Origin of the sequence: Spirillospora sp. CA-128828 (assembly GCF_050945415.1) — a bacterium.
In the GTDB taxonomy this organism is placed as follows: domain Bacteria; phylum Actinomycetota; class Actinomycetes; order Streptosporangiales; family Streptosporangiaceae; genus Spirillospora.
Genome location: NZ_CP191986.1, coordinates 1,665,468 through 1,685,290 on the forward strand (window position 1 = coordinate 1,665,468; position 19,823 = coordinate 1,685,290).

At 70.4% G+C, this 19,823-nt stretch carries 21 protein-coding genes; 12 read left to right on the forward strand and 9 right to left on the reverse strand.

The features are described 5' to 3' along the window. Positions 1 to 31: 31 nt before the first annotated feature. The gene (locus ACQPXG_RS08535) at positions 32 to 844 is read right to left on the reverse strand and encodes a hypothetical protein (protein ID WP_433467070.1); all 813 of its coding nucleotides are present in this window, start codon (positions 842 to 844) and stop codon (positions 32 to 34) included. Positions 845 to 1,065: 221 nt separating this feature from the next. Between ACQPXG_RS08535 and ACQPXG_RS08540 the strand changes: the two genes are divergently transcribed. The 5 genes from ACQPXG_RS08540 to ACQPXG_RS08560 all read left to right on the forward strand — a co-directional run bounded on the left by ACQPXG_RS08540 (position 1,066) and on the right by ACQPXG_RS08560 (position 4,719). Then, complete coding sequence (locus ACQPXG_RS08540) at positions 1,066 to 1,281, forward strand: hypothetical protein (protein WP_433467071.1); 216 nt, start codon at positions 1,066 to 1,068, stop codon at positions 1,279 to 1,281. A 67-nt stretch (positions 1,282 to 1,348) separates the two neighbouring features. After that, positions 1,349 to 1,855, forward strand: coding sequence for a MauE/DoxX family redox-associated membrane protein (locus ACQPXG_RS08545; protein ID WP_433467072.1), 507 nt, complete (start codon positions 1,349 to 1,351; stop codon positions 1,853 to 1,855). Next, positions 1,855 to 2,358, forward strand: a complete 504-nt coding sequence (locus tag ACQPXG_RS08550) for a TlpA family protein disulfide reductase (RefSeq protein ID WP_433467073.1) — start codon at positions 1,855 to 1,857, stop codon at positions 2,356 to 2,358. Before ACQPXG_RS08545 ends, ACQPXG_RS08550 begins: the two co-directional genes overlap by 1 nt. A gap of 25 nt (positions 2,359 to 2,383) precedes the next feature. Then, complete coding sequence (locus ACQPXG_RS08555) at positions 2,384 to 4,219, forward strand: ABC transporter ATP-binding protein (protein ID WP_433467074.1); 1,836 nt, start codon at positions 2,384 to 2,386, stop codon at positions 4,217 to 4,219. Further along, positions 4,216 to 4,719, forward strand: a complete 504-nt coding sequence (locus ACQPXG_RS08560; RefSeq protein WP_433467075.1) for a S26 family signal peptidase — start codon at positions 4,216 to 4,218, stop codon at positions 4,717 to 4,719. Before ACQPXG_RS08555 ends, ACQPXG_RS08560 begins: the two co-directional genes overlap by 4 nt. Here the strand turns inward: ACQPXG_RS08560 and ACQPXG_RS08565 are convergent. Beyond that, positions 4,682 to 5,476, reverse strand: coding sequence for a glycosyltransferase family 2 protein (locus tag ACQPXG_RS08565; protein ID WP_433467076.1), 795 nt, complete (start codon positions 5,474 to 5,476; stop codon positions 4,682 to 4,684). The two genes, ACQPXG_RS08560 and ACQPXG_RS08565, sit on opposite strands and share 38 nt — an antisense overlap. A 99-nt stretch (positions 5,477 to 5,575) precedes the next feature. Between ACQPXG_RS08565 and ACQPXG_RS08570 the strand changes: the two genes are divergently transcribed. Further along, complete coding sequence (locus ACQPXG_RS08570; RefSeq protein WP_433467077.1) at positions 5,576 to 6,232, forward strand: dihydrofolate reductase family protein; 657 nt, start codon at positions 5,576 to 5,578, stop codon at positions 6,230 to 6,232. Here ACQPXG_RS08570 and folP read toward each other — a convergent pair. Both folP and ACQPXG_RS08580 read right to left on the reverse strand, forming a co-directional pair. Then, entirely contained in the window at positions 6,229 to 7,035 is an 807-nt protein-coding gene (folP, locus tag ACQPXG_RS08575; RefSeq protein ID WP_433467078.1) for a dihydropteroate synthase, read from the reverse strand. The genes ACQPXG_RS08570 and folP overlap by 4 nt on opposite strands. A gap of 212 nt (positions 7,036 to 7,247) precedes the next feature. Further along, positions 7,248 to 7,724 carry a carboxymuconolactone decarboxylase family protein gene (locus ACQPXG_RS08580; protein ID WP_433467079.1) on the reverse strand — a complete coding sequence of 159 codons (477 nt, stop codon included), beginning with the start codon at positions 7,722 to 7,724 and terminating at the stop codon, positions 7,248 to 7,250. Between the two features lie 346 nt (positions 7,725 to 8,070). Between ACQPXG_RS08580 and ACQPXG_RS08585 the strand changes: the two genes are divergently transcribed. Then, on the forward strand, positions 8,071 to 8,556 hold the full coding sequence (locus ACQPXG_RS08585; protein WP_433467080.1) for a hypothetical protein: 486 nt from the start codon (positions 8,071 to 8,073) through the stop codon (positions 8,554 to 8,556). Between the two features lie 113 nt (positions 8,557 to 8,669). Here ACQPXG_RS08585 and ACQPXG_RS08590 read toward each other — a convergent pair whose 3' ends face one another. The 3 genes from ACQPXG_RS08590 to ACQPXG_RS08600 form a co-directional block, all read right to left on the reverse strand. Further along, on the reverse strand, positions 8,670 to 9,662 hold the full coding sequence (locus ACQPXG_RS08590) for a glycoside hydrolase family 16 protein (RefSeq protein ID WP_433467081.1): 993 nt from the start codon (positions 9,660 to 9,662) through the stop codon (positions 8,670 to 8,672). 155 nt (positions 9,663 to 9,817) lie between these two features. Further along, positions 9,818 to 10,468: a response regulator gene (locus tag ACQPXG_RS08595; protein ID WP_433467082.1), complete on the reverse strand. Its 651-nt coding sequence runs from the start codon at positions 10,466 to 10,468 to the stop codon at positions 9,818 to 9,820. A gap of 20 nt (positions 10,469 to 10,488) precedes the next feature. Further along, positions 10,489 to 11,850 carry a sensor histidine kinase gene (locus ACQPXG_RS08600; protein ID WP_433467083.1) on the reverse strand — a complete coding sequence of 454 codons (1,362 nt, stop codon included), beginning with the start codon at positions 11,848 to 11,850 and terminating at the stop codon, positions 10,489 to 10,491. Between the two features lie 338 nt (positions 11,851 to 12,188). Between ACQPXG_RS08600 and ACQPXG_RS08605 the strand changes: the two genes are divergently transcribed. Further along, positions 12,189 to 13,145: a hypothetical protein gene (locus tag ACQPXG_RS08605; RefSeq protein WP_433467084.1), complete on the forward strand. Its 957-nt coding sequence runs from the start codon at positions 12,189 to 12,191 to the stop codon at positions 13,143 to 13,145. Between the two features lie 114 nt (positions 13,146 to 13,259). Here the strand turns inward: ACQPXG_RS08605 and ACQPXG_RS08610 are convergent, their stop codons facing one another. After that, positions 13,260 to 14,309 (reverse strand): right-handed parallel beta-helix repeat-containing protein, encoded by a 1,050-nt coding sequence (locus ACQPXG_RS08610; RefSeq protein WP_433467085.1) that lies wholly within the window; start codon positions 14,307 to 14,309, stop codon positions 13,260 to 13,262. A gap of 317 nt (positions 14,310 to 14,626) precedes the next feature. On the opposite strand from ACQPXG_RS08610, the gene ACQPXG_RS08615 reads away from it, so the two are divergent. Further along, a complete protein-coding gene (locus ACQPXG_RS08615; RefSeq protein WP_433467086.1) occupies positions 14,627 to 17,161 on the forward strand; it encodes a LuxR C-terminal-related transcriptional regulator in 2,535 nt (844 codons plus the stop codon). 18 nt (positions 17,162 to 17,179) lie between these two features. Here ACQPXG_RS08615 and ACQPXG_RS08620 read toward each other — a convergent pair whose 3' ends face one another. Further along, complete coding sequence (locus tag ACQPXG_RS08620; RefSeq protein ID WP_433467087.1) at positions 17,180 to 17,422, reverse strand: hypothetical protein; 243 nt, start codon at positions 17,420 to 17,422, stop codon at positions 17,180 to 17,182. Positions 17,423 to 17,660: 238 nt separating this feature from the next. Here ACQPXG_RS08620 and ACQPXG_RS08625 point away from each other — a divergent pair, with 238 nt between their 5' ends. The 3 genes from ACQPXG_RS08625 (at position 17,661) to ACQPXG_RS08635 (ending at position 19,728) form a co-directional block, all read left to right on the forward strand. Beyond that, positions 17,661 to 18,113, forward strand: coding sequence for a DUF7144 family membrane protein (locus tag ACQPXG_RS08625; protein WP_433467088.1), 453 nt, complete (start codon positions 17,661 to 17,663; stop codon positions 18,111 to 18,113). A gap of 94 nt (positions 18,114 to 18,207) precedes the next feature. Continuing rightward, positions 18,208 to 19,338 (forward strand): enolase C-terminal domain-like protein, encoded by a 1,131-nt coding sequence (locus ACQPXG_RS08630; protein WP_433469928.1) that lies wholly within the window; start codon positions 18,208 to 18,210, stop codon positions 19,336 to 19,338. 57 nt (positions 19,339 to 19,395) lie between these two features. Continuing rightward, positions 19,396 to 19,728, forward strand: a complete 333-nt coding sequence (locus ACQPXG_RS08635; protein WP_433467089.1) for an ArsR/SmtB family transcription factor — start codon at positions 19,396 to 19,398, stop codon at positions 19,726 to 19,728. Positions 19,729 to 19,823 lie beyond the last annotated feature (95 nt).

Consider the following 19,823-nt stretch of genomic DNA (forward strand, 5'->3'; position numbering starts at 1 on the left):
CCTCTGCTGAGAGGTCGACGATTACTCGGTATCAGGCCTGCTTCAGGCTCACCCCGGTGATCGTGGTACCGGAGGCCTCGATCGTCACCAGCGTGATGCCGCGCCGATCACGCGGCTGGTCCTCCGGTTGCCGGATCGCCGGGCCGGACTCCAGCCGCAGCAGCCTCCGCAGCGCCCTCGGCTTCACCCAGGTCGCCTTGCTCAGCCGCTCACCGGCGGTGACCGGCCGACGAGGCTCGCTCCGCACTTCGGCGAGCTGGCCGAAGAAGGCCCAGGCAGTTCCCTCACGAGGGTGCCCTTCACGGCGCAGCAGGTCCTCCACAGCGAGCTGGTCGAAGCGTACGTTCCCCTCACGAGGGAGCCCTTCACCGCCCAGCAGGTCCTCATCGCCGAACTGGTGGAAGCGTTCGTTGATCAGGTTGAGACCGTTGAGCTCTCCCCAGCTCAGCGTGCGCGTCACCGGGGACCTGCGAAGCTCGTCGAGCAGCTTCGCGGGGATCGGGTACCCCTCGAAATGCACCAGCATGAACCGGTTCCACCACGAAAGCTCGCAAAGCGGCCGCAGGTAACGCCGACGCCGTGCCCGTCCCCTGGAGACCGTGACGATGGCCTCCAGGCCGCGGTCCACCTTGTAGAGGTCGTCCAGGCCGAGCACGCCAACCGTCGTGTTCAGGTACAGCTGGGATCTGGTGCCGTCCTCCTTGAGGAGAACGAACAGATGGGTATCCGCCGCAGCGGCCTTCTCCATGGCCGTGAGCGCGTCGGGACTCCACTCGTGGTCGGCGAGTTTCAGAGCCTCGATGAGCTTGGCCCCGGGGGTGTCCTGCCCTGTTGTTTTGAGCATGATCGTTTTCCTTTGGGTTGTGAAATGAAACTGATGGCTTAGCCAGCCGGACCCCAATGGTGGGACCCGTCGAGGATGACCGTCCTGGAGAGGGCCCAGGCGACAAGGTGGGAGCGGGGCGGTAGGGCCCCCGAGGCCACCCGGGCAGGTGTGCCTGAGAAATGATCATTTTTGACCACCACTCGTGTGCCCGGTTGTGCTGTAATCCGGTAGTCCGGATCGTGATCACGGCGTCCACGGCCGTCAGCGGCCGGGAGAAGGAGACACGTATGGCCCGTCTCGTCGATCGCCTGGTGGCGCGGATGGCCCCGAAGGCCACCGCGTCCGCCGCTTGCAAGAGGACCTACTACTACTGCTCCGGTGGCTTGTACTACAAGAAGGTCTGTTGTGACGGCCAGTGCCGTCACTACGTCGTCGGTGCCTGCGGATCGCCGTGACGTCAGGTCCCTCGCGGGCGGCGGCGCGGTGCCGCCGCCCGCGAGGGGCGTTCTGTGAGGAGTGCGCATGGAATTCGTGCGGATCGGGAGCGCCTGCCTGATCGGGCTGGTCTTCGCCGTGTCGGCCGTTTCCAAGTTTCGCGACTTCGACGGCTTCGCCAGGTCCGTTCCCGCGCTTGTACCGGCGTGGGCCGGGCATGCGCGGCTCCTGGCGATCACCACGACCGTGCTTGAGTCGCTGGTGCCGCCGCTGCTGATCGCGCAGCCCATGGCGCCGTACGGCTTCGGTCTCGCCGCGGCGCTGCTGGCCGTCTTCGGCACCGCCATCGCGGCCTCGATCCGGCGCGGACGCCGCGCCACCTGCCGCTGCTTCGGCCCGTCCAGCGTCCCGCTCGGTCCACGCCATCTCGTCCGCAACGGGGCGCTGCTCACCTGCGCCGTGCTCGGCGGCCTTTCTCCCGGCGGCCTGCCGCCGGCGGGCGGGATCGCGGTGGCCGCCGCGGCCGGGCTGGTCGGAGCCGTGCTGATCGTCTCTCTCGACGACATCGTCGACCTGTTCGCAAGGAACCCCTGATGCCCTACCTTGCCGCCGCCGTCGTCCTCATCGGGCTGCTGTCCGTGCTGAACCTCGCCCTCACGCTCGCCCTGGTCCGCAGGCTGCGGGAGCAGGGCGCGACGCGGCCGCGGGACACCGGGCCGCCGACGGCCCTCGAACCCGGCTCGCAGGTCGGAGAGTTCACCACGACGACCACCGAAGGCGATCCGGTCTCGCGCGAGAACCTCATCGGGCTGGTCGGCTTCTTCTCCGCGGGCTGCGAGCCGTGCCACGACCTGGCCCCTCGGTTCGCGCGGCTCACGACGGGGCTGCCCCGGCTCGCGGTGGTGACCGGTGACGACCCGGAACTGGTCGCGGTCCTTTCACCGGCGGCCCGCGTCGTCGCCGAGGAGGACGGCGGCGTCGTGAGCCGCGCCTTCCAGAACACCTGGACGCCGGCGCTGTACATCGTCGACGGTGAGGGCCGGGTGGTGGCCGCGGGCGGACGCCTGGAGGACCTGCCCATCGAAACCCCGGCATGAGGACGCCGAACGCCGGGCCACGCTGGTGAGAAGGAACGTCCATGTACGGGAACTGGCCGTCGCCGGGGCCGAGGCGACCGTGCTCACCTGGCGGTCGGCGCCCGGCGGGGTGTCCGGCTACCTGCTGCTCACCCTGGCCGAGGCCGCCGGGCCGATCGCGACCGCCTGGCTGATGAAGACGGTGGTCGACCGGCTGACGACGGCGCAGGGCCCGGTCGCGGGCCCGGCGGCCGCGCTGGTGGTGACCGGACTGGCCGCCGCTTCCCTCCCGGGGATCGGCCGGTACCTGCGCGACCAGACCGGCCGGGCCGCCGGGGTCCGGGCGACCGACCGGCTGTTCGCCGCGACCGAACGCCAGGTCGGGCTGCGGCGGTTCGAGGATCCGGTCTTCCTGGACCGGCTGCGCCTGGCGCAGGAGGCGACCGCCACCACCGGATACCTGGTGGACGCCGTCTGCGGCACCGCGCGCGGCATGCTGTCCCTCCTCGGTTTCCTCACATCGCTGCTGGTCATCAGCCCGATGATGACGATGCTGGTGCTGGCGGCCGCGATACCGGCGATGGTCGCCGAACTGCTGCTGTCGCGGAGCCGGGCGGCCATGCAGTGGGCGATCGAGCAGACCCATCGCCGCGAGTTCTTCTACGGCCGCCTGCTGACCGACGTGGAGGCGGCCACCGAGATCCGGCTGTTCGGCGTCGGCGCCTTCCTGCGCGCCCGGATGATGTCCGAACGCGACCGCGGCAACCGGGCCGAGCAGCGGATGAGCCGGCGTGAGCTGGCCGCCCAGGGCGGTCTCACCACGCTGAGCGCGGCGGTGGCGGGCGGTGGCCTGTGGTGGGCGATCACGGCGGCACGGCACGGCACGCTCGGGATCGGCGACGTCACCATGTTCGTCGCCGCGGTCGCCGGCGTGCAGGCCGCCCTGGACCTGCTGACGTCCTCCATCGCCACCGCCCATGGCCGCCTGCTCATGTTCACCCACTACGTCGCGGTGACCCGGGCGGAACCGGACCTGCCGAGCGCCGGCACGGGCGAGGCTCCGGAGTTGCGGCGGGGTATCAAGTTCCAGGACGTGTGGTTCCGCTATAGCGACGACCATCCGTGGGTGCTGCGCGGCGTCGACCTGACGATCCCGCACGGCTGGGCCGTCGCGCTGGTCGGGCTGAACGGCGCGGGCAAGAGCACGCTGGTCAAACTGCTCTGCCGGATGTACGACCCGACGCGCGGGCGCATCCTGTGGGACGGAGTGGACCTGAGGGACATACCGCCGCACGCGCTGCGCGACCGCATCAGCGCGGTGTTCCAGGACCACATGAACTACGACATGACCGCGAAGGAGAACATCGCGGTCGGCGACCTCCGTGCGCTCGACCGGCCGGACGCGATCCGGCAGGCGGCCGCCCGCGCCGGCGTCCACGACAAGCTCGCCGGGCTGCCCAGTGGCTATGACACCCTGCTGACCCGGATGTTCTTCTCGGAGGCCGACAAGGAGGACCCCGACACCGGGGTCGTGCTGTCCGGCGGGCAGTGGCAGCGTCTCGCGCTGGCCCGGGCCTTCGTCCGAGACGGCCGGGACCTGATGATTCTGGACGAGCCGAGCTCCGGCCTCGACCCGGAGGCCGAGCACGAGGTCCACGGCCAGATGCGCCGCTACCGGGCCGGCCGGACCAGCCTGCTGATCTCGCATCGGCTCAGCGCCGTCCGGGAGGCCGATCTCATCGCGGTCCTCGACGGCGGGCGCGTCGCCGAACTCGGCGCGCACGAGACCCTGATGGCGGCGGGCGGCCACTACGCCCGGCTGTTCCGGCTCCAGGCGGCCGGGTACCAGGAGGTCTCCCAGCCTCGCGAGGACATCGGATGACGACGCTCGCGGTCGTCGTCGGAGGCGTTCTGGTGGCGACCGTCGTTCTCGTCGGATGGGTACGCCGGCGGTACCTGGTCACCACGGTCGACGGGCCCAGCATGGAGCCGGCGCTTCACTCCGGTGACCGGCTCCTGGTCAGCCGCACCCGCCGCGTGCGCGCGGGCCAGATCGTGGTGGTCAGGATCCGGCCGCCGGTGCTGGACGAGCCACCGTCGGATCATGTCCCCGTCCCGGACGGGGAGACGCCCGCCGTTCCGGTGGTGCCTGAGCACCCGGACGGCCCGCTGCTCATCAAGCGGGCGATCGCGGTGGCCGGTGATCCCGTGCCGGTGGACCGGGTGCCGTACCTGCGGGAGTCCCGGGAGACGACCGTGCCTCCGGGCGCCCTCGTCGTGCTGGGTGACAACGCGTCCACCAGCTGGGATTCCCGCGACTACGGGTTCGTCCACGCCGAGCAGTTCATCGGCGTGGTGATCCGCCGGCTCCAGGCGGGCTGACCCCGGCGGGGCTCAGCGAATCCAGGGCCGGGAGAGGCGGCAGATTGCCGTTGCGGACGGCGTTCAGGCGTTGGCGGATGAAGCGGTCCTGATAGCCGCCCCATGTGTCGGTCTTGGTGGGGTGGGTGCTCTGTCCGGGGTGCTTTCGGTAGAGCCAGGTCACGGCCGGTTCCTGGTAGCCGTCGAGCAGTTCGCTGAGCGCGATGAACAGAGCCACGTCCTGGGCCCGGGGAAGGGCTCCCCAGCCGCCGAACGCGCGAATCAGTTCGGTCGGGGCGACGAGGCCGGCGCAGGCGGCTTGGCACAGGCCGGTCTCCTCGTACAGACGGCCGATCGTTCCGGCGGGGACCCTGCCGCACGGGTAGGCGAGGGGATAGGGCACGCGGTGGCCGTCGATCAGGTCGTCCGCCTGGCCGATCGCCCAGCCGATTCCGGGATGCTCGGTGAAGGCGGGGATGAGCGTCGCGAGGCCGTCGGGAAGAAGGACGTCGTCATGGTCGAGCACTGCCACCAGTTCGCCGCGTGCGCGACTCAGCGCGAAGTTCCGGGTCGTTCCGGTGCCGAGCTGGGCGCCGTTCGCCTCATAGAGGGCGCCGGGGCAGAGGTCGCGCGCGGTCGGCGTCTCCCCGTCCTCCTGGACGAGCCATTCGAGTTCCCAGCCGTCCGGGAGGCGCTGGGCGGCCACGCCGTCGGCGGCCTGCCGCAGGTGGCCGGCCATCGGCTCGCGCACCGCGGTGATGATCGAGATCAGCGGCATATCACTCCTTCCCGCGGGCGCCGGGGGCCGGGCGCCCGGCCTTGATCGTCACACAGACCGAGGCGGGGAAGGAAAGCCGGCGCTGTCTACAGTGGTCGGATGGACGTGGACGCGATGCTGGAGAACTACGCCTACCCGGAGACGACGCCGTGGCTGCGGGCGAACATGATCGCGACCCTCGACGGAGCCATTCAGTACAAGGGGAACACCGGTGCGATCGGCTACCGGGGCGACTGGGAGCTCATGCGGCGGCTCCGGAGCCTCGCCGACGTCGTGATCATGGGGGCCACGACCGTCCGGGAGTACGACGACTTCCCCGAGTCGGCGCCGCCGTTGGCCATCGTGTCCCGAAGCCTGAACCTCGACTTCGACGGCCCGATCTTCGCGCGGACGCGGCACCGGCCGATCGTCATCACCTGCGAGGGCGCCCCGCGGGAAACGCGGCGGTTGGCCGAGCAGCGAGCCGAGGTCATCGTCTGCGGTGCCGAATCGGCGGACATCGGCAAGGCGCTGACCGAGTTGGCGGGGCGCGGCTACAAGCGTCAACTCTGCGAGGGCGGCCCGGTGGTTCTGGCCGAGGTCGCCGCCGCCGGCTGGCTGCATGAGCTGTGCCTGACGTTGAGCCCGACCATCACCGCCGGCGACGCCGCACGCATCCTGAACGGCCCGGTGATCGATATGCAGAGCATGGAACTGTGCCATGCGATCCAGGACGGAAACTACCTGTTTCTGCGTTACCGCATCGCGCAGGGCTAGTCCAGGTTGTGGCGGACGTAGGCGGGAGGGCGCCAGCCGAGAATGCCTTCGACCATGTTCACCGCCTGCCTCGCCTCCGTGACATCGTGAACGCGCACGATGCGGGCGCCGCTCAGGATCGAGACGACGAGGGTGGCGATCGTGCCCTCGACCCTTTCCCGCTGGTCTCGTCTCAGCGTCTCGCCGATGAAGTCCTTGTTGGAAACAGCCACGAGCAGCGGGTGGCCGATCCGTGCGATCTCCGGGAGGCGGCGGGTGAGTTCGAGTGAGTGGTAGGTGTTCTTGTTCAGGTCGTGGCCGGGATCGATGATGATCCGGTCCGCCGGCACGCCGTGCTTCTCGGCCAGGGCGGCCCGCTCGCGAAGGAACTCGGCGACCTCCGACACCACGTCGTCATACCGCGGACGGGGGTAAGGCGTCCGGGGATCGGCGAGGCTGTGCGTGATGACGAGACTCGCGCCGGCCTCCGCGACCACATCGGCGAGCGCGGGGTCATGGAGCCCGCTCGTGTTGTTGAGGACGTCGGCGCCCGCGTCGAAGGCCGCACGCGCGACCTCGGGACGGTACGTCTCGACCGAGATGACCGCGTCCGTGCGGGACCGGGCGCCCTCGATGACCGGCACCACCCGGTCCATCTCCTCTTCGATGCTCACCACGGGCCCGGGGGCGAACGGCACACCTCCGATATCGAGCCAGTCGGCCCCCTCGTCGAGCGCTTCCTGGGCCGCGGTCAACGCCTTGTCCAGGGCGAAAGTGCGTCCGCGATCGTGAAAAGAGTCGGGAGTGCGATTGATTATCGCCATTACCGCCACTTGCCGGGTGAAATCAAACGTGCGCCGCCCGATCAGCCGTTGTGGGCTGAAGATCTCGGGATAGTAGACAGCGCTGTGCTCGGACACATTGACCACCCAAAGTCGAACCGGATCCCAGCGTATCCCGACCGGGGTCCGGTGGTCACCGAGGTGATCACCGGACCCCGGTCAGGGATGCACTGCGGGCGGTCAGGGTCGCCGGTTCACCCCCACTGGCCGGGCTTGTAGTCGCCGGCGGGCTGCCGGGTGATGACGTTCATGCGGTTCCAGCTGTTGATCCCGGCGATGAGGGACACCAGGCCGGCGAGCTGCTCGTCGTCGTAGTGCTTCGCGGCGTTCGCCCAGACCTCGTCGGTGACGCCTCCGGCCGTGTCGGCGATGCGGGTGCCCTCTTCGGCCAGCTCCAGCGCGGCCCGCTCGGCCTCGGTGAAGACCGTGGCCTCACGCCAGGTCGCGACCAGGTTGAGGCGCACCGAGGTCTCTCCCGCATGCGCGGCGTCCTTGGTGTGCATGTCGGTGCAGACGGCGCAGCCGTTGATCTGGCTGGCCCGGATCTCCACCAGATGCTGGGTCGCGACCGGCAGCCCCGAGCCGGAGATGACCTTGGCCGCCGACTGGAGGTACTTCATGTACTTGGTCGCTACCGCGGTGCCGTAGTAGTTGAAGCGGGCTTCCATCATGATCCCCTTGCCGTTGTGACTGTTACACCTCACTGACGGAGCGGCCGGACGAGATGTGACGGCCGCCGGGATGTGATGTGTCTCGCCGGTGGCGGAGCGGGCGGCGGCCTCGCGGCGCCGCTCCGGCCGGCGCCGGAGCCGCCGCCCAACGAGATCGGCGGCGGCGAAAGAGGCGGGCCCGGTGAAAATGGCTCTCCAGGCGCGGTTCACCGCCCAAATTGCAGCTTCTGGAGCGATTGCAGAAATTGGTTAATGCACAGTATGATCAACGGTCGATTCAGGGCTCTCAGGGAGGCGTTCGATGGCTTACCGGAAAACGGCCGGTTGTGTCCTTCTCCTCGTCGGAATGCTGACCACCGCCGCCTGCGGCGGCGGCTCGGACGACAAGGGGGCCCAGGGGCCGTCTTCCAAGCAGTCCGCGCTGAAGACCACGCCGCCGCCGGAGACGAACGACCCTCTCGAACTGGATCCGGGTTCCACGCCCGGGCTTCCAGGAGCGCGCGCCGCGTTGAAGGCGTTCCTCCAGGGGCAGGCGAAGGGGGAGAGTCTGGTATGCCGGTACGTGGCGAAGGACGGCGACTTCGTGAACGGCCCGGCTCTACGGGGCAACTGCACCAGGGGCGTGAAGAACACGCCGCATTTCCTCAGGCCGAGGGAGCGGCAGGCGCTCAGCCAGATCCTGGTCAACGGCGGGAAGATCAACAAATCCGGCGACGCCGTCCTGCCGTTCTCGGGACTGAGCTGGACCGAGGGGAATCTGACGGAGCGAACCCTCCAGTCGGAGTTCGTGCTGCGCCGCAACGCCGAGGGCATGTGGCAGATCATTCGCTGACGCCCCGATGAACGCCACCTGCCGGAGGCCGTGGCCCTCGTCCGCTCTAACCTGTGACGGCGCCGGGTCGGCCCCCGCCGATCCGGCGCCGCGTGGGCGTCGCCCGAATTCGTTCAGGGGCCGTACATGCGGATCCAGTCGACCTGAAGGATCGCCTCGGCCTTCTTGTTGATGCCGGGTGCGGTCGTGTCCGTCAGCCCGGGGATCCAGTCGAGCTGGATCGCCTGGCCCATCGGGCCCGGCGGCTGCACGTCCCGCCTGGAGGTGTGGAACCAGCGCCGACCGTCGAGATACCCGTTGATCTCCTTGGCGGTCCACTCGACCGCGAACGTGTGCCAGGTGGTGAGGTCGACCTTCGTGTGGGCGTCGACGCGGCCCGAGTTGCCTTCCCGGCCCTTCTGCTCCGACCCCTCCTTCTGGTCGTAGTGGAGGAAGAAGTTCGCGCCCGTCCGGAGGCCGTTGTCCTCATAGGTCTCCATGTAGTCGATCTCGCCGCCGCCGCCCTTGGGTGCGGTGCCGCCGCCTCCGCCGACGGGCCACAGCAGCATGTTCGCGTTGTAGCAGGCGCAGGAGCGGTTGAGCTTCAACCGCGCCTCCCAGCGGCCCAGCTTCTGGCTGCCCTTGTGCCAGCCGAGCCCGCCGGTGGTCCCGTCGGGCCCGCCGGTGATCCGCAGAGCCCCGTTCTTCACGGTCACGGCTTCCGGCCTGCGCTTTCCGTTCCCGGCGTGTCCGGGGCCGTTGTAGACCTCCCACGCCTTCGTGTCGAGAGTGGTGTTGAACTCGTCCGCCGCCAGCGGAGTCCCCCACCCATAGCGCTGTGCCGCCGTCGCCCCGCCGGAGGGCGGGCGGGGCTTCTCCGTCTCCTCGGGGGGCGGGGGCGCGATGCTCTCAGGCCCTCCGGGGCTGTCGGAGGGGCCGACGCCGTCGGGGGGTTCGAAGCCGTCGGGGACGTCCCAGACGGTCGTTTCGCCGGGAGGGATCCGCTGGGTGTCGGACGCCGGGTCGAAGTCGGCCGGGCTCTCGCGCAGGGCGGCGAACGCCGAGACCGTGATGGTCACCGTGGTGAGCGCCACGACGACGGTTCGTCTTCGGAAAGAGAAAGGCACAGCAAACCTCCGAACCGAGCTATTGCGCCGGCCGCCCGTTCCGGCCGTTCGGCACTCGAATAATTCGGTGGAAATCTACTGTGCGCGCGTTCCGGGGCCCTAGGGCCCTAGGGCCCTGGTATCGGGCCTGAGGGACCCCAATCCAGTGGGGCCGCTCAGCCCTGCGGAGGCATTCCGAGCCAGGTCACAATGGCTGTGGACCGGTTGGGGGAGCCGAGTTTGGCGTAGATTCGGTTGATGTAATTCTTGACGGTCTTCTCGGTGAGAAATAGTTTGGCCGCGATCGTCGAGTTCGGATGTCCTTGGGCAATGAGATGCATGACCTCGGCTTCGCGTTCCGAAAGTCCGAAACGCTTTCGCTGCTCGGCCGGGTCGGCCGCCGCCGACACGGTGGCCGGATCCGTCCGGGCGGCGTCGATCAGAGCAGCCGACGCCACCCGGGAAAGGGGGTGAGCCCGTTGCCGGACCGTCTCCAGAACCGCCGCGCACAGCTCCTCGGGAGTGAAGGTGTTGTGCACCAGATAGCCCACGGCCCCGTTCCGGACGGCCGCCAGCACCACCTCGGGCTCCTCGACCTGGGTGAGCATGATGACCCGGCCGATCTCGCTCAGCGCGGCGGCGGCGGAGACCCCGTCGACATGCGGCATGCGGACGTCCAGCAGGATCACGTCCGGAACCAGCTCCCGCGCCAGTTCGACGGCCCGGCGGCCGTCGCCCGCCTCGCCCACGACCTCGATCTCGCCGCTCGCTTCGAGCGCCAGCGCGAGCCCGGAGCGGATGAACGGATTGTCGTCCACCACCAGCACCCGGCACAGCACGTCAACGTTCATTGGCCTCTCCGGTCCACGGGCTGGGCGTTCTCCCAGTCCGGTTCGAGCACCGCCGCGGTCCCGGCGGACTCTCGCCCGTCCGCTCCGTTCCCGGCCCGGCCGTCGCCGGCCACGAGGCTTTGCGACGCGTGGGCGGTCCCGGTCGAGGCGGTGCGGGGGAATCGGACGGTGATGGCGGTGCCGCCGCCGGGGATCGAGTCCACGGTGAGCTCTCCTCCGACCCGCTGTGCCCGTTCGTGCATGCCGAGGAGGCCGTAGTGGCCGTCGTCGGCGAGCGCGTTCAGCCAGCCGTCCCGGCCGGGCCGGCCGGGGAGGCCGCGGCCGTCGTCGCGGACGACCACCCGCAGGTCCTCCGGGCCGCCGTTCACGGCGACCTCCACGGCCGAGGCCCCGGCGTGCCGCCGGACGTTCTCCAGCGCCTCCTTGATGATCGCCACGGTCTCGTGCCGGGCGCGCAGCGGAAGGTCGGCGCCGTCCTGCACGCGATCGCGCACCTGGACGCCGGCCGTCCGCCCCCACTCCGCGACCAGCTCGCGTACCACGACGTGCAGAGGGCGCTGCACGGCGTCGGCGCGCAGCTCGGCGATGAGCGAGCGCGCCTGCCGAGTGGCGATCTGCGCGGCGGCCGAGATGCGCTGGGCCTCCTTCTCCGCGCGGTCCGGCGACCTGCGCACGATCATGGGAAGGCTGGACGCCGTCAACGCGATCCCGGACAGCGTGCCGGTCAGCGAGTCGTGCATCTCCCGGGCCAGGCGGGAACGCTCCTCGGCGGCCATGGCCAGCGCCTCCGAGCGCCAGACCGCCTCCTCGGCCGCGGCCTGCTCGTCGAACAGCCGCCGGATCACCGTCCCGACCAGGGCGCCGATCCCGTAGAACGCGGGCATCGCGAGGAGCAGCGGGAGCGCGGCGCTGTGTCGGATGTCGTCCGCGCCGTCGCCCCGGAAGAGCGCCACGTAGTACAGGACGGCCTGCTGGAGGCACAGCGCCAGCGTCGTCGGCCAGCGGTACAGCAGCCCCGCCAGACCGGCGGCGATCACGGTGACCAGAAAGTAGGGGCCGATGATCCCGCCCGCTTCGAGCACCGCGTAGCCGACGAGCACGTCCCAGGCCAGCAGCGCCGGCTGCGCGTACAGCCGCGGGATGAGCCGTTCCCAGCCGAGCAGCATCAGCCCGGAGAGCAGCGCCACCACGACCAGGACGGCCATCGCCCAGAAGTCGCCGCGCACCTGCTGGTCGATCAGCACCGTCACCCCGACGACCAGCACCCGCACCTGGATGAGCAGCACGAACGTCGTCCCGATCCGGGATTCGACGGACCCGCGCAAAGACCCGGAGGCGCGGTCGGTGAGGTCGGACATCGGACTGCCCTCCGCGAGTTCGCTCCGCCGGCCAGGCACCGGTCACCGCAGGCATCTACATAGGAACATTAGCCACATCTTTAGTGGAGGTCGCTACTATGCCCACGATCAACGGCATTTCCACTCAAGAAGGGTCGAGAATGCCGGTGCGGAGGACCGTCCCACGGCCGGACGGCGTCCGTACGCCCGCCGAGTTCGTCGCGGTGATGCGGGACCTCCAACGCTGGTCGGGACTGACCCTCCAGGAGCTTGAGGCCCGGACGGCGACCGCCCCCGTGCTCTTCCCGGGAGGGCTGGTCAGTCTGCTCGGAGGCAGTAGTCTGCCAAGACGGGAACTGGTGTCGGCGTTCATCAGTGCGTGCGGATGTGTGCCCGAGGTTCAGGCCGAATGGATGCGTGCGCACGAGCGGGTCGCGTCGGCGAATGCCGATCCCGGTACTCCGGACAAGCCCGCCGCCGTTTTGGAGCCGCCCGTGCCCCCCTCGCCCGAGCAGGCGCAGCCCGAAGAGCAGCCGAACCAGCACCTCCCCCGGCATCGCAAGTCCCCTCCGAGGCGCGTCCACTCTCGCAAGGGCCACTCGCGGAGGCGCGATCACTCCCACCAGGACGATCGCTCCGGCAGGCGCGATCAGTCGCGCAAGCGCCGTCCTCTCACCCCGCTCGTGGCCGCGCCGGCGTTCATCACCGTCGCGGTGATCGGGGCGGCTATGCTGAACGGGCTCGCCGGCGATGACTCCGGAGGGAAGGAGAACAAGCACAAGGGCGAGTTGTCCGCCTCCGCCCCGCCGAGCACGGGCTGGTACTCCATCCAACCCGAGAGCGCCGTGTCGGTCGGGGAATGCCTGACGATCCTTCCTGACAACGAACTCGACCCGACGCTTTCCCAGGACAAGTGCGACGACGAGGACCGCCTGCAGCGCTTCCGGCTTGAAGCCCGCCCGAACGGTACGTATGTCGTCCAGGCCAACACGAACGAAGACCAGATCTGGTGCCTCACGCTGGACGCCCCCAAGGACGGCGCCCTCCTGCATCCGAATGCCTGCGACAACAAGAACAAGTTGCAGCGCTTCAACCTGGAGACGGCCAAACCGGAGGGCCAGACCTCGGCGAACAATGGAACGTCCCGGCCGGCGCCTCTTTTCAACCTGCTGTCCGCCGAGACCCGCCAGAGCGGAATGTGCGTGGGCATCGACACCTTGCACCCGGGCACCGTCCAGGCCGTCCACACCACCTGCGCCAAGACGTCGATCTGGGGCTACACGTTCGTTCCGGTGATGGCCCCCGCCGGCAACTGAGCGGACGGCGACGAGGCGGCCGACCGGAGGTCGGCCGCCTCGTTCGAGCGGTCCGGGCCGCGCCGTGCGGCGGCCGCCCAGGTCGCCGGGATCACGACCTGGGGGAGGGGCTCGTCACCCCGCACCACCGACCATGCTGATGCGCTGACCCGGGGCGTACCGGTTGCCCGGGCCGACCTTGATCGGGTCCGGCTTGCAGGCGCCGCGCTTTCCCCGGTTGTCCCAGTCGACGGGCTGGTTCTTGAAGCTCTTCTTGCGGCCGGGGCGCGGATACACCTTCCCGTAGGTGTTGCCGGCGAAGTAGTTGTTCTTCCCGCACACCGGGTCGCGGTCGAACTTGAAGTACGAGAACAGGCCGTACCAGCCGGTGGTCTGGAACCTGTTGCCGGTCACCCGGTTGCCGCTCGCACCGTCGCTGGCCCGCACCGGGTCGCCGCTGACCTTGTAGAAGGCGTTGCCGGACACGGAGTTGTCCCCGGAGCCGTTGGAGAAGTAGACGCCGTGGATCCGGCTGAGGACCGTGTCGTTCTCCAGGTTCCAGAAGTTGTTCTTCTCGATCTTCATGTTCCAGGAGTAGTACATGTGGACGGCGCCGTACCCCTCCACACCGGAGCCGTACTTGGTGCCCAGCTTGCGGAAGGTCATGTTCCGGACGGAACCGCCGGTGATCTTCTTGCGGCTCTCCTTGTCGCCCCTGAACAGGATGCCGCCCGCGGTGTAGTTCTGGATGGTCATCCCGCTGAAGTGGATCTTCGCGTCGCCGGGCCGCACGGTGGCCCAGTAGCCGTCGCGGCCGCCGCCGTCGAAGACCACGCGGCCCGTTCCCGACTCGGGCCGGACGGTGATGTCCCCGCCCTTCGGGGAGTACCGCCACTCGAACGACTCGCTCTTGTAGGTGCCGCCCTTGACGAGCACCGTGGCCTTGGACGCCCTCTTGTCCTCCAGGATCTTCTCCGCCTCCGCCAGGGACGAGGCGGTGTTCCCCTGCTTGGCGGACGTCCCGGCCCCTCCTCCGGGGCTTACGTGAACGACGACCTCGTCGCCCTGCCGGGCGCCCGCCGACGTGGCTGTCAGGGGCTCGGGGCGCAGGGTCGTCACGATCACCCCTCCCGCCGCCACGACCACGGCGGCGGAGAGGCCGGTCAAGATCACAGTCTGGCGCATGTCTCGCTCCTCGATGAAGATCGGTCCCCGACTGATCAGCAGGAACGCTACGGAGCGCGGCGCCCGGCCCGTAGGGCCCTAGGGCCCCGGACTGCGACATCGACGACCCCAATCCCGGACCGGGAGGGAGTCGGGCCCGTCCGTGCTTATCTTTCCCAATTTATGGGTTTCTTGCGGACCTATCGCGGCATAGCGCAGGATAGGTAACTAAAGTGTCTAGTTCCGTGGCCGGAATTAATGCAGGCGGGGCGCCGATCTCGAGAGCGAAGGTGTGCATCCCCGCCCGGCACAATTGGGTCATCACCCGGGACCGCCTGATGGAGCGGCTCGAAATGGGGACCCGGGGTCCGCTGACGGTCGTGACCGGTCCTCCAGGAGCGGGCAAGTCGGTCGCGGCGGCCTCATGGGCGGCGACGGGCAGGACGCCCGGCCCGGTCGCCTGGGTCTCCCTGGAGGAGGAAGACCACCGCCCGGACGTGTTCTGGGATCTCGTGGTCGCGGCGCTGGAACGCGCGGAAGTGGCCAATGTTCCGCGACGCTCCGCACGGGAACACGACATCTTCCGCGCACAACTCGCCTTCGCCCTTTCCGGCCGCGTGGCTCCGGTCGTCCTCGTGCTGGACGACTTCCACCCGCCGGCGGGCTCCGATCTGGCCCGCGACGTGGCCCGCGTCCTCAAGGCGGCCGGTCCGGTACTGCGGCTGGTGCTGACCTCCCGGTGCGACCCGCCGCTGCCGCTGCACCGCTACCGGCTCAACGGTGAGGTCGCCGAGATCAGGAGCGGGGACCTGGCGTTCGACGAGGAGGAGATCCGTACGCTGCTCGCCCACCACAAGGTCTCGGCGAGCCCCGCTTCGGTCGGAGCCCTGCGCGAGCGGACCGAGGGCTGGGCGGCGGGGCTGCGCCTGGCCGCCATGACGATGGAGGGCCATCCCGACCCGGACGCCTTCGCCGCGGCGTTCGCCGGGGACGACCACGCCGTCGTCGACTACCTCGTCGCGGAGGTGCTGGACGCCCAGCCCGCCGCGGTCCGCCGGCTGCTGCTCAGGCTGAGCGTCGCGGAGCGCTTCGACGCGGAACTGGCGGCGGAACTCGCGGGGCCGGAGGCGGGCGAGCTCTTCGCGGGCCTGGTCCGCGAGAACGCCTTCGTCGTCCCGCTGGAACACGGCTGGTATCGCTATCACGCGGTGCTCGGCGCGGCGCTGAACCTGACGCTGCGGCACGAACATCCGGCGGACGTGGCCCCGCTTCACCGGCGTGCGGCGCAGTGGTTCAGCCGCGCGGGGCTGCTGGAGGAGGCCGTCCGGCAGGCGGTGCTGGCGGGGGACTGGCCCTATGCGTCCCGGCTGACGGTCGACGGGCTGGCGATCGGTCGGCTGCTCGGCCTGTCGGACGGACGGCCGCTCGCGGGGCTCCTGCGTGGCATCCCCGGCCATGCCGCGGGAGTGACGGAGCCGGAGCCGCCGCTCGTGGCCGCCGCGGTGGCGCTCGACCAAGGCGACGACGAGGCCTGCGCCGCGCACCTGGCCCGCGCGGAACGTCTCCTGGCGGGCCTGCCGGACGGCCATTCCGTCCCGGCGCGGCTCACCGCGGGACTGGTCAGGCTCGTCGCCGACTGCCCCACGCGGTACGAGGACCTGCGGGACCTCGTCCACGACCTGGACCGGCTGCTCGACGCCATTCCGCGCACGCCGTCGCGCGAGCTGCCGGAGCTGCACGCACTGGTCCGCTACGCGCACGGGCTCCTGGAACTGCGAGCCGGACGGCCGGGCCGGGCCGGGGCGGAGTTCAAGCGCGCCTTGCCCGCCGCCGAGGCCGGGGGTGATCTTCAACGTCGGCGATGCCTGGGCGCGCTGGCGCTGGCGGAGGCGCTCCAGGGCGGCTTCCGCTGGGCGTCCCACCTGACGACGCGGGCGGGACAGCTGCCCGAGGTCTCCACCAGTCCCGCGGGGCGGCGGGTCACGGCGGTTCACCTCGCCTGCGCCTGGGTGGCGCTCGAAGACGTCAGCCTGGACGAGGCGCGGGACGAGCTGGACAAGGTCCGCGTGGCCAACGACCAGTCCCCGGACGGTCTCCTCGCCGCCCTGCACGATCTGCTCGCGGCCCGCCTGGACATGGCCGCCGGCCGGCCCGACCGGGCGCTGACCGCGCTGGACGCCATCGGCGAGGACGCCGCCGCCCTGCCCTGGCTGCATCGCCGGATGCGGCTGGTCGAGGCCGAGGCACGGACCGCGGGCGGTGCGCCGGAGGCCGCGATGGCGGCGGCCCGGGACGTCGGCGGTGCCGAGGGAGCCGTCGCGCTCGCCCGCGTTCACCTGCACGAACGGCAACCGGCGGCCGCGTCGCGCGCGGTCCGTCCGGTGCTGGCGGAGTCCTCCGCGCCCGCGACGGCCCGCGTGGAGGCGTGGCTGCTGGACGCGTACCTGGCCTACCGGGCGGACGACCGTTCGCGGGGCCGTCGTTCGCTGGAGCGTGCGCTGCGGCTGGGCGAGCGCGAGAAGATCAGGCTGCCGTTCGCCATGGCCCGGAGCTGGCTGCTCCCCGTGCTGCGCCAGGATCCGGAGCTGCTGCGGCCGCACCGGCGGCTCATCGACCCTCTCGGCACCATGCCCCGCCACCCGCCGGAACCGGACGCGGGTGAGGCACCCGCCGCCGTCGTCGGCCGGTTGAGCGCACGGGAGCTGGAGGTGCTGCGCCTGCTTTCCAGGATGCTCACGACGGACGAGATCGCCGCCGAAATGTTCATCTCGGTCAACACCGTGAAGACGCACCTGAAGAGCATCTACCGCAAGCTCGCGGTGACGCGCCGGGGCGAGGCGGTTCGCCGTGCACACCGGTACCGGTTGCTGTGACCCTTGAGCGTCTCGCGCTCAGGACGCGGCCGGCGGGATCTGGCGAACTTCGATCAGCTCGAACCCCAGCGCCTGGATCCGGTCCAGGATCCCGTACAGCGCCGCCTGGTCCATGTCGCGGCCGCGCATGACCGTCTCGGCGGGTCGCACCGTGATGCTGAGCTCCTCGAAGGCGAGCCGGAACGACTCGCCGACCCGGCCGCTGATCCTTATCTCGTAGTCGGACGCCACATGCCGTGTGGCGTCATCCGGCTTCGGCACGCCACCTCCTCTCCTTCCGCCCGGTACGGCATCGAAGACGCAGGCGCCGCCGTGGGCGGGAGCCTCCGGCAACTCTGCTGCCACGATCGTCCGGTCCGGGGGGAGGTCGCATCCTCCCCGGCGGGTGAGCCGACTACGGCCGGGAATGCCGGAACTCATCCGTAGCGGGTGAGTCCGCGGCGGCGTCGCTGGACGATCCTGCTGGTGGGCGATGGACGGGCACGGACGGAGGTGCCACATGTCACAGCAGACTTCGGCGCGGCGGCATTCGGAGGTACGGACCGAGCACGCCGGTGTCTGGGCCACCGGTCTGGCGGTCTTCGCCGGCGTGCTGATGCTGATGATCGGGTCGTTCCAGGCACTGCAGGGGGTGGCCGCGATCGTGCGGGACCAGTTCTACGTGGTCACGCCGCGCTACGTGTACGACTTCGACGTGACGGCGTGGGGGTGGACGCACCTGGTGCTCGGCATCCTCGTCGCGCTCGCGGGACTGTTCATCTTCACCGGGCACGTGTGGGCCCGCGCCGTCGGCATCGCCTTCGCCGCGGCCAACGCGATCTCCCAGTTCCTCTTCCTGCCGTACTACCCGGTGTGGTCGGTGGTCATGATCGCCCTCGACATCGCCGTGATCTGGGCGCTGTGCGTGTACGGCCGCCGCGCCGCCGAGCAGACCGGTTACACGCGGCGGTAGTGACCGTCCGCGGGGCGGCCGGCCGGACGCACCGGCCGGTTCGTTTCGGGCTCCCTCCCGGAGGTAGTCAGAAGCGGACGGAAGGAGCGTGCCGATGCGTCCGGGCGTCGATGTGGAGGTCGAGAGCGTCGGCGTGCACGCCTTCGAGGTCCCCACCGACGGACCCGGCGGCGGTGAGGAGGACGGCACGCTCCGGTGGAACTCGACGACCATGATCCTCGTCGAGGCGCGGGCCGGCGGGCGGACCGGGATCGGCTACACCTACGGGGACGCCTCCGTCGCGGCCTTCGTGGAGTCGGCGCTCGCGTCCGCCGTGCGGGGGGCGGACGCGCTCGCCCCGCCTGCGGCCTGGGAACGGATGTTCACCGGGATCCGCAACGCCGGACGCCCCGGGCTCGGCGCGATGGCCGTGTCCGCCGTCGACATCGCGCTGTGGGACCTCAAGGCGAGGCTGCTCGGCCTTCCGCTGTTCAGGGTGCTGCCCGCCTTCCACGACCGCGTGCCCGTGTACGGCAGCGGCGGCTTCACGAACTACCCCCTGGACCGGCTGGCCGCCCAGCTCTCCGGGTGGGTGGAGCAGGGTATTCCACGGGTCAAGCTGAAGGTGTCCCGGCGGCCGGACGAGGATCCGCGGCGGCTGTCGGCCGTACGGGAGGCGATCGGGGACGGCCCCGAACTGTTCGCCGACGCCAACGGCGCGCTGGCGCGCAAGGACGCGCTGTACTGGGCCCGGCGGTTCGCCGAGGAGTGGGGCGTCCGGTGGTTCGAGGAGCCGGTGAGTTCCGACGACATCGTGGGCCTGCGCCTGGTCCGCGACCACGGGCCCGGCGGGCTTGAGGTGACGGCGGGGGAGTACGGGTTCGTCCTGAAGGACTTCGCCGACCTGCTGGACGGGCCCGCCGTGGACTGCCTGCAGGCCGACGTCACCCGGTGCGGCGGCATCACGGGGCTGATGCAGGTCGCGGGGCTGTCGGCGGCGCGGCAGACCGACCTGTCGGCGCACTGCGCGCCGGCGGTCTCCGCGCACGCGTTCTGCGCGGTGAAGCGGCTCCGCCACCTGGAGTACTCCCATGACCACGTCCGGGTGGAGCGGCTGGTCTTCGACGGAACCCTCAACCCCGTGGACGGCGCGCTGCGCCCCGCCGCCGACCGTCCCGGGCTGGGCCTGGCCGTCAGGTGGGACGACGCGGAGCCCTACCGCGTCCACGGCCGTCGCCCGGACTGACGGCCATCGCGGCGACGACATATCGCGAAACGTCGTAATGATCGGTATGATGAGCTCATGGCGGAGACCGTGCTTTCACCGGATCCGGACCTGGTCGGCGCACTGCGCGCCTTGGCGAACCCGATGCGGTTGCAACTGCTGTCGTGGCTGCGCGAGCCCGAGCGGCACTTCGCGCTGGACGGCGCGATCGCCGACCCGGCCGAGGTGGGCGTGTGCGTGAGCCACATCCAGGCCAAGGTCGGGCTCGCCCAGTCGACCGTGTCGGCGTACATGGCCGAACTGCAGCGGGCGGGCCTGGTGCGCGCCACGCGCGTCGGCAAGTGGACCCACTACAAGCGCGACGAGGAGCGCATCGCCGCGCTCGTCGCCGCCCTCGGGCGGACCCTCTAGGGTCCGGGATCGCGGGCGGAGCGCCCGGCGTTGCAAACATATCGAGATTCTGCGATGCTTCGATATGTACTGAAAGGCACTACATACGGGGGTTT